Raw genomic sequence first — 12,826 nt, forward strand, 5'->3', positions numbered from 1 at the left:
AAATCCAGCGAACTGGCGGTGTCTGTTGCATCAAACATCATGAAGATAATCGGATTTTGTCAAACAAAATTCAAAAATCGGAAATCTCAGGATTTTTGCCTGAGGCCATTTGCACCACATCACGTCGTTTTTTTGAATTTAAATGTCACAAAAATGGAAAATTTTTGTCTTTTTTGCACGGGTTACCCCGGATTTTTTACTGCAAAATCGCCATTAACCGCATGATTTATATGGGATACCGTGCCGCGCAAATACGGGTTGCGGGTCAAGGTACTTGCCCTTACAATCGAAACATTTCGTTTCACATTATAAGCAGGACAAAGATATGGACAGACAGCGCTGGTTACAGGGTACCCTGTACCGCCCGGATTTTGAGCAGGACAGCTGCGGTTTCGGTCTGATCGCCCAGCTGGACGACAAACCCAGCCACTGGCTGGTGAAGACCGCCATTTCATCGCTGGCCAAATTGACCCACCGTGGTGCCGTGGCTGCTGATGGCAAGTCCGGTGACGGCTGTGGTCTGCTGTTCCGCAAGCCTGACGGCTTTTTGCGTGAAGTGGCACACGAAGCCAATATCCCGCTCAAGGCCGTGTACGCGGCCGGTCTGGTGTTCCACCATCCGGAAGAGCAAGTCGGTCAACGCAGCCTGCGCCGTCTGAAAGAATACCGGAAGCGCAAGATCTGGAAGTTGCCGGTTTCCGTCAGGTGCCGGTTGATCTGGCGGCCTGCGGCGAACAAGCCATGGCCACGCTTCCCAGTATCGTCCGGGTCTTTGTCAACTGTCCATTCGGCATGGACGAGCTGACCTTCCAGCGCCGTCTGTACATGGGCCGTCGCCAGGCAGAAAAAGCCAACAAGGCGGATGACCCGTATTTCTACCTGCCGACGCTGTCGCCGCACACCCTGTCGTACAAGGGTCTGGTGACGCCGGATAACCTGCCCAAGTTCTTCCGGACCTGAACGACCCGCGTTTCGAATCCAGCCTGGCCGTATTCCACCAGCGTTTCTCCACCAACACCGGCCGCAGTGGAAGCTGGCTCAGCCGTTCCGCTTCCTTGCCCATAACGGTGAAATCAATACCGTGCAGGGTAACCGCAACTGGGCGCGGGCACGTGAGCGCATCATGGAATCGGCACATCTGGACATGGAAGCCGTACGCCCGATCGTGCAGACCGACGGTTCCGACTCCATGAGCCCTGGACAACATGCTGGAAGGCCTGCTGATGGGCGGCATTCCGCTGTTCCGCGCCTTGCGCCTGCTGGTGCCGCTTACCGGCAGAATGTGGATTCCACCGACAAGGATCTGCGCGCCTTCTACGAATTCAACTCCATGCACATGGAGCCGTGGGACGGCCCGGCCGGTATCGTGTTGACCGATGGCCGCTACGCCGCCTGCATGCTGGACCGCAACGGCCTGCGTCCGGCCCGTTGGGTGCTGACCAACGACAACATCCTGACCATCGCTTCCGAAGTGGGCGTGTGGGACTACAAACCGGAAAACGTGGTCAAGAAGGGCCGCGTCAAACCGGGCCAGCTGTTTGCTGCCGACCGGCTACTGGCGAACTGTTGATGCCGGAAGAAATCGACGCGCAACTGAAGTCCGCCAAGCCGTATCGCCAGTGGATCAAGGATTCGGCCAACCGCCCGGAATTCTCCAGCGAAGATGATTGTAGCTTGGTGCCGGTACCGTCTGACGAGCTGCTCCGCTTGCAAAAGCTGTTCAATTTCAGCTTTGAAGAGCGTGACCAGATCCTGCGCGTTTTGGCTCAGGATGGGCAGGAAGCCGTCGGTTCCATGGGCGATGACACGCCGATGGCCGTGCTGTCGCAAAAAGTGCGTTCGCCTTTCGATTACCTGCGCCAGCAGTTCGCTCAGGTGACCAACCCACCGATCGACCCGATCCGCGAAGCCGTGGTGATGTCGCTGAACTCGGTCTTTGGCCCGGAACGCAACATGTTCGACGAAACCGCCGAACACGCCAAACGCCCGGAAGTGCGCTCGCCGGTGCTGTCGCACGAGAAGTTCACCAACGTTACCACGCGCTCGGAACCGTATCTCAAGTCCACCACGTTTGACCTGTGCTACGACCCATCGGAATTGTCCCTGAAAGACGCCATCCTGCGCCTGACCCGCCACGTAATCGAGGCGGTGGAAGAGGGCACGGTGATCGTGGTGCTGTCGGACCGCAACATCTGTGAAAACCGCTTGCCGATTCATGCGCTGCTGGCTACCGGTGCGGTACACCATGCACTGATCGACTCTGGCCTGCGCTGCAAGACCAATATCCTGGTAGCCACCGGTACGGTACGCGATCCGCACCAGATGGCCTGTCTGATCGGCTATGGTGCCACCGCGGTTTATCCGTATCTGGCCTACCAAAGCATCATCGAACTGGTTAATTCCGGTGAAGTTCAGCTCAAGCTCAACGAAGCGCTGCAGCACTACCGCAAGGGCATCAACAAGGGCTTGCTGAAAGTGTTGTCCAAGATGGGTATTTCCACCATCGCTTCCTACCGTGGCGCGCAGCTGTTTGAAGCCATCGGTGTGCATGAAGACGTGGTGGAACTGTGCCTGAAGGGCACGGTGTCGCGGATTTCCGGTGCCAGCTTCGACGACTTCGAAGACGATCAGAAGAAACTTGCCCGCTACGCCTTCAACCCGATGCGCCCGATCACCCGGTGGTGGTCTGCTCAAATACGTGCACGGCGAGGAATACCACGCGTACAACCCGGACGTGGTGATGCTGCTGCAAAAAGCAGTGCAGAACGACGACTTCAAGTCTTACCAACAATACGCCGATCTGGTGAACAACCGTCCGGTGGCGATGTTCCGCGATCTGATGAAGCTGAAGTTGGCCGAAAACCCGATTCCGCTGGAAGAAGTGGAACCGCTGGAGGCCATTCTCAAACGCTTCGACTCCGCCGGGATGTCGCTGGGTGCGTTGAGCCCTGAGGCGCACGAAGCCTTGGCGACCGCGATGAACCGTCTGGGCGGCCGCTCCAACTCTGGTGAAGGTGGTGAAGATCCGGTGCGTTATGGCACCGAGAAAATGTCCAAGATCAAGCAGGTGGCTTCTGGCCGCTTTGGCGTGACCCCGCATTATCTGGTCAATGCCGAAGTGCTGCAGATCAAGGTAGCCCAAGGCGCTAAGCCGGGTGAAGGTGGTCAGTTGCCGGGCCACAAAGTTTCTGGCCTGATCGCGCGTTTGCGTCACGCCAAGGAAGGCGTCAGCCTGATCTCGCCGCCGCCGCACCACGATATCTACTCGATCGAAGACTTGGCCCAGCTGATTTTTGACCTGAAACAGGTCAATCCGCAGGCGCTGGTGTCGGTCAAGCTGGTAGCTGAACCGGGTGTGGGTACCGTGGCCGCCGGTGTGGCCAAAGCCTATGCCGATCTGATCACCATTTCCGGTTACGACGGTGGTACCGGTGCGTCCCCACTCACCTCGGTGAAATATGCCGGTACGCCGTGGGAACTGGGCCTGTCGGAAGCACAACAGGTGCTGCGTGCCAACGGTCTGCGTGGCCGCGTACGGGTACAGACCGATGGCGGTTTGAAGACTGGTCTGGACGTGATCAAGGCGGCGATTCTGGGCGCCGAGTCGTTTGGTTTCGGTACCGGCCCGATGGTGGCGCTGGGTTGCAAATACCTGCGTATCTGCCACCTCAACAACTGTGCCACCGGTGTTGCCACTCAGGAAATCAAGCTGCGTTCCAAGTACTTCTTGGGTCTGCCGGAAATGGTGATGAACTACTTCCTGTTCATCGCCCGCGAAACCCGCGAATGGATGGCCCGCTTGGGCGTGCGTTCGATGGAAGAGCTGATCGGCCGCATGGACCTGATGGAACTGCTGGAAGGCGAAACCAGCAAGCAGAAGAAACTGGACCTCAAGCCGTTGCTGAATCTGGGCGACGTACCGGCCAGCGAACCGCGCTTCTGCCTGACCGACTCCAACCCGTCGTTCGACAAAGGCGAGTTGGCCGAACAGATGCTGCAAGATGCGCTGCCAGCCATTCAGCACAAGCAGATGCTGGAGCTGTCTTACAACATCGAAAACATTCACCGCTCGATCGGTGCACGGCTGTCCGGTGAAATTGCCCGGGTACACGGTGCCGAAGGCCTGCCGTTTGGCTGCCTCAAGGTCAAATTCAAGGGCTCGGCCGGTCAGAGCTTCGGTGTGTGGAACGCCTCTGGCCTGCATCTGGAACTGGAAGGCGATGCCAATGACTACGTCGGCAAGGGCATGGCTGGTGGCCGCGTAACCATCTATCCGCCGAAGGATGCCGGTTACGACAAGAGCGACTCCATCATCATCGGTAACACCTGCTTGTATGGTGCCACGGGAGGTCAGCTGTTTGCCGCTGGTAGCGCGGGCGAGCGCTTCGGGGTGCGTAACTCCGGTGCTCTGGCTGTGATCGAAGGTGCTGGTGACCACTGCTGCGAATACATGACCGGCGGTACCGTGATCGTGCTGGGTGAAACCGGCTACAACTTCGGTGCTTAAGCATGACGGGCGGTTTTGCCTTTGTCTACGATCCGAAAGAGCGCTTTGCCTACCGTTATAACAATGAGCTGATCGACATTCATCTCATCAATAACGAGTCGATGGGCATGTACCGCGCCTTCCTGCTGGAAAAGATCGCCAAGCACGCTGAACTGACCGGTTCGGAAACCGCGCGCGCCATGCTGGAAAACTTCGAGGACTACGTGGACTACTTCTGGCTGGTTAAGCCGAAGGCCGCCACGCTCGATAGCCTCTTGAAGGATTGACCATGGGCGGGGGCTTCCCTCGCCTGTCTCAATGGAAACAACACGGGATAACGGCCAACCCCCGCTATCCCTGCAAGACAGGAAACGATCATGGGTGACGTATTCCAGTTCATGAAACTGCCCCGCAACCCGGCGAAAAAACCGACGCCATGGTGCGCAAGGTGCAGTTCAAGGAAATTTATCAGCCGCTACAGGGCAGCGAAGCAGCCGATCAGGCCGACCGTTGTCTGTCCTGTGGTAACCCGTACTGCGAATGGGAATGTCCGGTACACAACTACATCCCTAACTGGCTCAAGCTGGTGCATGAAGGCCACCTGTTTGAAGCGGCGGAGATGTCGCACAAGACCAACAGCCTGCCGGAAATCTGCGGCCGTGTCTGCCCGCAAGACCGTCTGTGCGAAGGTGCCTGTACCCTCAATCAGGGCGGCTTTGGCGCCGTTACCATCGGTAGTATCGAGAAATACATCACCGACGAAGCCTACAAGGCTGGCTGGCGTCCGGACATGTCCAAAGTTGTTTGGACCGACAAGAAAGTTGCCGTCATCGGCGCCGGTCCTGCTGGCCTTGCCTGTGCCGACATCCTGGTTCGCAACGGCGTCAAGCCAACGGTGTATGACCGCTATGAAGAAATCGGTGGTCTGCTGACTTTTGGCATTCCGGAATTCAAACTGGAAAAAACCGTGGTGCAACGCCGTCGCGCCATCATGGAAGAAATGGGCGTCACCTTCCAGCTGAATACCGAAATCGGTAAAGACATCCAGATCGAAGAACTGCTGCAGCAGTACGATGCCGTATTCATGGGCATGGGTGCCTACAAGTACATGAAGGGTGGTTTCGAAGGCGAAAACCTGCCGGGCGTACTGGAAGCGCTGCCGTTCCTGATCAACAACGTGCGTCAATGCATGGATACGCTGCTAAGCTGGTGATGCGGCCATCTCCATGAAAGACAAGCGCGTAGTGGTGCTGGGTGGTGGTGACACGGCGATGGACTGTAACCGCACTTCCATCCGCCAAGGTGCCAGCCGAGTGATCTGTGCCTATCGTCGCGATGAAGCCAACATGCCCGGCTCCAAGCGCGAAGTGACCAACGCCAAGGAAGAAGGCGTGGAGTTCCTGTGGAATCGCCAGCCGATGGGCATTGAACAGCTACCTAACGGTGCACTCGGCCTCAAGTTGGCCGAAACCCGTCTGGGTGAGCCGGATGCCAAAGGCCGCCGCAGCGCTGAAGTGATTCCGGGTAGTGAGCAAGTGATCGAGTGCGATCACGTTATCATCGCCTTTGGTTTCCGGGTTGAAGCCGCTGATTGGTTTGAGCGCCAAAATATTGCCTCCGACGAACGAGGTCGTACTATTGCCCCGGCTCGTGCACTCTACAAACACCAAACCAGCAACCCGAAAGTGTTTGCTGGCGGTGATCAAGTCCGCGGAGCGGATCTGGTTGTACGTGCGGTGTATGAAGGACGCCAGGCGGCGGAAGGTATCTTGGGGTATCTGAAGGTTTGGTAAACTAAAAAATTATCTTGCCTGATAAAAAAACCCGCCTTTAGGTGGGTTTTTTTATGGCTATGTCCCAATTACGAGTTGGTAACTAAGCTGAAGCAAGTACGAAGCGCTCGATGTAATCGAACACATTGGATCGTGCTTCTTCCCGGCGCGATAGACCTTCCGTGCCGGGGGCATACCCGGACACCCTCTTGGATCTAGGCATCAAGTGCGTCCGTATCTATCTTTCAGACGCACGATATCGTCCTCACCCAGATAGGCACCGGATTGCACCTCAATTAACTCCAGCGGAATCTTTCCGGGATTCTCCAGAGAATGCACTTCACCAACAGGAATGTATATCGATTGATTTTCTGTCAGCAGAAGATCTTCCTTACCATGCAAAACTTTTGCCGTACCAGAAACAACAATCCAGTGTTCAGCACGATGATGGTGCATCTGAACAGACAAGCGTGCGCCCGGATTGACCGTAATCCGTTTTACCTGATAGCGCTTTCCAGCATCTACTCTGTGATAGCTGCCCCAAGGGCGATATACCCTGCAGTGCTGTTCGGCCTCTCTTCTGGCACTAAGCTTCAAGACTTCAACAATATTTTTGACATTTTGGCTTTGCCCTCGGCGAGTTACCAGCACAGCATCTTCGGTATTCACAACGATAAGGTCGTCGACACCATGCACGGCGAGGAGACGGCCTTCATTGCTATACAAGTAGCAGTTATGGCTGGCTTCGCTGATAACATCTCCATGAAGTACATTTCCAGCTGCATCATGTTTCGAAACTTCCCATAAAGCATCCCAAGAACCGACATCACTCCAGCCAGCTTGCAGGGGTAAAACAACGGCGTTGGCAGTCTTCTCCATCACCGCATGGTCTATCGATTCGGTGCGGCAAGCCGTAAATGCCTCCGCATCCAGTCGCAAGAAATCGTGATCAACCGTCGCCGATTCCATGGCCAGCTTGCTGGCTAGAAGAATATCTGGTGCATGGGTAGCAAGTTCAGCTAATACAGCAGAAGCCTTAAATAAGAACATCCCGCTATTCCAAAGATAAGAACCAGAATTCACATATTGCTGAGCGAGCGCTAGATTAGGCTTTTCAACAAAGCGGTTAATCAACATGCCCACAGCAGTTCTATCAACAGGTCTGCCCAGTTCAATATAGCCATAGCCTGTTTCCGGGTGAGTAGGAACAATCCCGAAAGTAACTAACGCACCGTTCGATGCGAGATCGCGAGCCTGAGTGATTGCATTTTGGAAAGCTGCTATATCCTGAATGACATGATCTGCAGCTAGAACTAGCAATAGCGGATCATCCTCTTTCTGCAAAGCAGCCAGAGCCGCAACTGCAACTGCAGGCGCAGTATTTCGGCCTGCAGGTTCCAAGATGATGGCCGAGGGGGCGATCTTAATCTCCCGCAGTTGCTCCGCTACAATAAATCGATGTTCTTCATTGCACACCACAGTAGGGCTATCTAAGTCAGGAATACCCACCATACGCTGCAAAGTACTCTGCAGCATGGTCTCTTTATTACAAAGACTCAGGAACTGTTTGGGAAACATGCCGCGAGAAAGTGGCCAAAGGCGACTGCCAGAACCACCAGATAAAATTATTGGGATCATAATTAGATGAAATCAGAAGAGTTGATAAATTCTACTAATGATTTTAGATTTTGTTGTACTGGCTGTCCTGCTCCCCGTAGGCCACTACTTCAGACGACAACTAATCTCTGGGGAGGGCTGAAGGAGCGGGCTGTGCCCTCTCCCCGATTCTATTCTGCACCCATGGCTGCGATCTAATCAACTTCAGCGCAGACCATATGACCAATCAAAATGTGGCATTCTTGGGTGCGAGGGGTGTGGTGACTAGGAACACGAATAACGTGATCAACCTTATCCTTAAGCTCTCCGCCCCAAGCCACACAGTGAAATTGATGTCACCTGCAGATCCTTGCAGGCTTCAAAATCACGTAGCATATTTGGGGATTTGCCTGACGTGGTGATACCTACAAACACGTCGCCCGGACGAGTTTGTGCTTGCAATTGGCGAAGGAATAATTTTGCATAACCGTAACCATTGCCAATAGCCGTAATCATAGAAGTCTCTGTAGAAAGTAATAGTGCAGGCAATCCTGGTCGATAAAATTCAAAGCGACTAGCGAACTCGGCAGCCAGATGCTGTGCATCACAGCTGTACTACCACCATTTTCTGCGAAAATTGCGCTGTTGCCACATCTAACGGCATGAACAATAATATTTTTATATCGGAAATATTATAAAAATGTGTTTCGTCTAGAAAAAATTCCTGCTTTACGCTAATGGATTTGTAAATTACTTCTTCTAAACGTTGAATAAGCAGCACGAACATCCGTTTTTTTAATTAATATATTTTATGATTTTACTGTTTTTTCGAATTAAAATATTTAATATCTTCATTGCAAGTCAAAGGTGGTAACTTCCTGGTTCGCCGGAGGTAAATATGAATCGAAATAGGCTTGAGGAGTGCCAGCGCAAATGTTGCAAACTCCGTCCGGTTGCGCGGCGTGCATCATGAGTGATACATACTTCTGGTACAATAACTATTGGGCGATTATTTAAGTTGAAGCGACGGCAAATGTCTGTGTCTTCCGGTACATAAAGAAACGTGTGTCAAATCCGCCAATGTTTCTGAAGTCTGAAGATCTGAAGAGCAGAAACATTCCAGCAGCCCAGTCAATTTTAATATGCTGTCCATCTTGTAATTCGTAGTCTGGCTCTAATCGATGTCCTCTAATTTTAGAGATGACTCTTTTGAATATCCGGCTTACTGTTGGATAGTGTCTGGCGCTGTCTTCTGTATTCCCATTTACTCCTAAGACTCTAGGGGCAACTACGCCAGCCCCGGTAGCCTTGTGAGCAGTAATCAACGAAGAAAATACATGTGGGTTACAGCGTACATCAGGATTTAGTACTACAAACCAGTCACGATTTGTATACAAATTGGCCATGTTGTGGTTTTCACCAAAACCAATCGGTTTTTTGTTGCGAATAACTTTAATATTACTTGCAAAGTTACTGATAAAAGATTCATCTTCTGGAATGTTGAGCGTTAGCAAGACCTCTGCCCCATTGTTAATTAGCGGGGATAAATCCTGTAGTAAATTCTTAATTAATAGCCCTTGGCCGTGGCTCACAATTGAGATCGCAAGTGTTGTTGGGTCAAATGGTTGATTGTTCACGTAGTTTTTTCTCTAAGGCTGATATGTGATCGCTAGATCTAATAGCTGTTTGATAGGCTTCATATGCGGCAATTGCATTAAGCTTATCAATGTCGCGGCTAAGTCTATTGTAGCTGCTTGGTAGTATGCAAAGTCTGGCCATTTCTGTAATAGAAGATACTCTCAGCCCTCCATGGTGCCAGATACTTTTTGGTAGGCCACTAAATGCCTGTGCTGTACCTATGACTGGAATGCCAGCTGCCCAAGCTTCAATCGTCTTAAGTTTAATGCCTGCGCCACGCGATAAAGGTGCCAATAATGCCATTTCAGTGAAGTCAGTAATATTTTGGTAGTATGAGCTTACGATAATTTGAATATTTTTTAGTTCTGGATGTTGTTTAATTATTTCCGTAATAAATGCGTCACTACCGTAACCTGCAATATGGAAAATAGCTGGTAGAGAGGTTTCGTTTTTAATTTCTTTCAACAACTCGGCACAGGTAAGAAGGAAATCTTGCGCGCCCTCGCAGTTCTCTGCTCGTGTCCAATTTCCAATTAATAGCCAGCGGTTCGGTATTGGCTTGAGTTTTCGTGCGCAAGCCGGGTGATCGATTACTGAAATCATGGTTGAGTGAGCGCTGTGCAAGCGACGTAGTCGCGTGGCATCACTGAAGGAGAATGTGACGTTGAATTGTGCCCGGCTTAGTGCCATACGTTCAAGTGCGGCGCAACGGCGAGCACCCGTGGAAATGTCGCGATGGCTATCGTGTTTTAGGCTCGGGACATCGTGCCATACCGAGGATGCGTTGACAACCAGCAAATGCACTTAAGTAAAGGTATGCTGCGTGGTGGTTGAATACCACTACATCCGGTTGCATACGCCAACGGGCCCAAAGGCAGCGTAGATACAGCCATGGAGAGGCCCGCAGCAGGAACTCCAGCCATACCGGCCCGAGCGACGCGCCCAAAATACAAACAGTCCGGCAGGTAATGTTAACAAGGCAAAGCCTAATAACGTGATGCCATGAGTGGCTGGGTTCAGCGACAGTTCCTGCACAGTGCTGTGTTCTCGCCATCTCGCGAGCATTCCTTGCGTCGCGGAATTACCACCTGACGGTGTGTCTGAGCGTATCGCGTTGACGAATAGAATTCGCTGGCCTTTTAGCATGTCCGTCAAGTTTAGTTCTGGTTCCATTCTCTCGTTCAAGTGTGGTCTCCCGAATCTGTCAACCCAAACGCGGCGTATACTGAACGCAATTCACGGGACTGTATCGCAGCCTCACGAATGGTGTCGTTCAGAAGTTGTTGTAATGACAAGTCCGCTGATCGCAGCTGCACCACTGCCTGCTCCATCTCTTCAAGTGAACAACTCTGTACCCAGCCACTTGCTTGCGCAAATTCGAAACCATGCAGTGCTTCGTGACTTGCCAGCACCGGGCACGCATTGGCCAAGGCATCTATCATCTTGACCTTGACACCGCTGCCGAGGTGCATCGGGCAGACCATCGCATCGGCCATGCTGAGGATGTCATCGAGTGATTCCACAAAACCGGCAACGTTAATGCCGCGCTCTGTGAGTATATCGAGGTTGTACTCTTGTTTTATCCAGTCACTAACGCTACCAATAATCATTAAACGCACCGCTGCGCCAGTCCATTTATCGGCAAGAAATGAGCAAGCCAAACGGTTTTGCTGGCCTGCCGAACCGAGAAATACTGCCGACGGTGTTTTAGAACGTGACTGTCGTTCAGTGACAGTTTGTAGTCGATCGGCCAGTGACTGAACAAGCGGATTTACTACTCTGCAGTCTTCTGGGCCTCCGTAGATTTGCTGCATACGTTCACAGTCATAGGCTGAAAGTGTGAATACAACATCAGACGATTCAATCGCTTGCGCCTCGGCACGGTACGCGGCACGTAGCAACTCTCCCGCAAGGCCTCCGCGGAGTGCGGCTTCTCCTGCATAGTAGTCGTACTCACAGTTGTGGCTCTGCGTGAAGACATAGCAGCCTCGCTTTTTAGCCACCGCGGCGAGAGGGCCAAATAGCATTGAGTCAAAAATAACTGCCGCAGGCTCTACACGTTCTAGCGAACGTTCAAAGTCGGCTATAGCACCCGCATGGACTCCTGCAATGTGCCCATGCTTGAGTCGCGCGAAGGTGCGAACTTTTCGAATGAGTCCCCTGCCATTAGGCAATGGCACCGGTGAGTTACACAGCTAGCGCGGTTTAGTGCCGCCGTGTGATATCGGTTGATTATGCTATGTGCCTGCCCGCCACCAGTAGCAAGTGCGCCAGTACGGGTAACGAGCAGAACACGAGGATTGGATTCTGGTAGTGTCATTTCGGGAGTGGACGTTAGCGGTTCAGCAAACCAATGTTGATCATATAGCGGCTTGTATACACGACTGCGGTAAGTACATACCACGCGATACCAATACGGCACAGGCGCGGTTTCATGGGAGCGCTAATAAGTAAGACTTCAAATTGTTCAAAATAGGCACCAAGGCGAACAGCGATCTCAGGCACTTGAAACTCCGCAGCGGCCAAAACCAAACCAACGGAATAGAACTGCCAGTATATGTTGTTGCTAATGGTTAGCGTTAGTGAGCTCAGAATTATTAGAATTCGTTTTATCCAGCTTAAGTAGATATCCTGGGTGGAACGAAATCCCTCAAACTCTACATAAAACATCAGCTTGGATAGCAAGGCCTCATCCACGAGCATGTAACTAAATAATAGTACAGTTGCGATTAGTACCACTCTCATCACTACACCCGATCTCATGAACTGCATCATGGCCACTGGTACAACTGAAGCAAGGTGAACGAGTGGGGTCGCCAGTACTGCTAGGTAGGCCAAAAAATTCTGTTTCTTTCGGTGGGAAACATACAGTAATACTGCTGCCAACATGATCTTCATTGCCAACGCCTGACGGATAGCCCCCATGCTATTGGATAATAAATAAGTTAGATCATGTAGAGCTGCAACTCTCAGACCACCTAGGTAAGCAATCAACACGAATAATAAACAGTCGAGTGCAGCAATCCAGAAAAACGGATATGGAAAAATATCCGAAAGGTAAGTCGATGGTAGACAAGCTAGCTGCCAAAAAAATTCCTGAGCATTAATCGAGCTAAGGTCGCATTGGCTCAAAACTGCAGTATAGTTTTCAATGTCAGAACCAAGAGAAGTTCTCGTTCCAATGCAAAACAGCCTAATGCAAGTAATTATTACCAGTGCAATGCTAAATTCGCTTCGTGGATTAAATATTATCAGCAAGAAGAGTAGTGAGCCATATATATATAAAAAATCAATAATTGTACTGTCCATTTTCTCCAATCTCAATATGGATTAG

Annotated in this window: 8 protein-coding genes and 3 pseudogenes; 5 read left to right on the plus strand and 6 right to left on the minus strand. The window is 51.9% G+C overall.

The features are described from left to right. The first annotated feature begins 325 nt into the window (after nucleotides 1-325). The 5 genes and pseudogenes from GKE73_RS12385 to GKE73_RS25875 all read left to right on the plus strand — a co-directional run bounded on the left by GKE73_RS12385 (nucleotide 326) and on the right by GKE73_RS25875 (nucleotide 6,279). Nucleotides 326-1,570: pseudogene (locus tag GKE73_RS12385) on the plus strand (hypothetical protein). Continuing rightward, nucleotides 1,570-2,487 (plus strand): annotated as a pseudogene (locus tag GKE73_RS12390) (glutamate synthase central domain-containing protein); the annotation flags it as partial. The pseudogenes GKE73_RS12385 and GKE73_RS12390, both read left to right, overlap by 1 nt. A 250-nt stretch (nucleotides 2,488-2,737) precedes the next feature. Further along, complete coding sequence (gene gltB, locus GKE73_RS12395; RefSeq protein WP_230370248.1) at nucleotides 2,738-4,507, plus strand: glutamate synthase large subunit; 1,770 nt, start codon at nucleotides 2,738-2,740, stop codon at nucleotides 4,505-4,507. A 2-nt stretch (nucleotides 4,508-4,509) separates the two neighbouring features. Further along, nucleotides 4,510-4,773, plus strand: coding sequence for a GltB/FmdC/FwdC-like GXGXG domain-containing protein (locus GKE73_RS12400; RefSeq protein WP_230370249.1), 264 nt, complete (start codon nucleotides 4,510-4,512; stop codon nucleotides 4,771-4,773). A 90-nt stretch (nucleotides 4,774-4,863) separates the two neighbouring features. After that, nucleotides 4,864-6,279, plus strand: a pseudogene (locus GKE73_RS25875) (glutamate synthase subunit beta). A 201-nt stretch (nucleotides 6,280-6,480) separates the two neighbouring features. Here the strand turns inward: GKE73_RS25875 and GKE73_RS12410 are convergent. The 6 genes from GKE73_RS12410 to GKE73_RS12435 all read right to left on the minus strand — a co-directional run bounded on the left by GKE73_RS12410 (nucleotide 6,481) and on the right by GKE73_RS12435 (nucleotide 12,801). Beyond that, nucleotides 6,481-7,896: a mannose-1-phosphate guanylyltransferase/mannose-6-phosphate isomerase gene (locus tag GKE73_RS12410; protein ID WP_230370250.1), complete on the minus strand. Its 1,416-nt coding sequence runs from the start codon at nucleotides 7,894-7,896 to the stop codon at nucleotides 6,481-6,483. A gap of 276 nt (nucleotides 7,897-8,172) precedes the next feature. Then, nucleotides 8,173-8,448 (minus strand): SIS domain-containing protein, encoded by a 276-nt coding sequence (locus tag GKE73_RS12415; protein ID WP_280955193.1) that lies wholly within the window; start codon nucleotides 8,446-8,448, stop codon nucleotides 8,173-8,175. Nucleotides 8,449-8,867: 419 nt separating this feature from the next. Continuing rightward, entirely contained in the window at nucleotides 8,868-9,491 is a 624-nt protein-coding gene (locus tag GKE73_RS12420) for a glycosyltransferase (protein WP_230370252.1), read from the minus strand. Then, the gene (locus GKE73_RS12425) at nucleotides 9,472-10,095 is read right to left on the minus strand and encodes a glycosyltransferase family 4 protein (RefSeq protein WP_230370253.1); all 624 of its coding nucleotides are present in this window, start codon (nucleotides 10,093-10,095) and stop codon (nucleotides 9,472-9,474) included. The genes GKE73_RS12420 and GKE73_RS12425 overlap by 20 nt, the downstream gene beginning before the upstream one ends. Before the next feature lie 578 nt (nucleotides 10,096-10,673). Continuing rightward, a complete protein-coding gene (locus GKE73_RS12430; protein WP_376767355.1) occupies nucleotides 10,674-11,495 on the minus strand; it encodes a glycosyltransferase in 822 nt (273 codons plus the stop codon). Between the two features lie 331 nt (nucleotides 11,496-11,826). Next, nucleotides 11,827-12,801 (minus strand): EpsG family protein, encoded by a 975-nt coding sequence (locus tag GKE73_RS12435; protein ID WP_230370255.1) that lies wholly within the window; start codon nucleotides 12,799-12,801, stop codon nucleotides 11,827-11,829. Between the last annotated feature and the right edge of the window lie 25 nt (nucleotides 12,802-12,826).

The sequence above is a fragment of the Paludibacterium denitrificans genome, from assembly GCF_009707705.1.
Classification (GTDB): Bacteria; Pseudomonadota; Gammaproteobacteria; order Burkholderiales; family Chromobacteriaceae; genus Paludibacterium_A; species Paludibacterium_A denitrificans.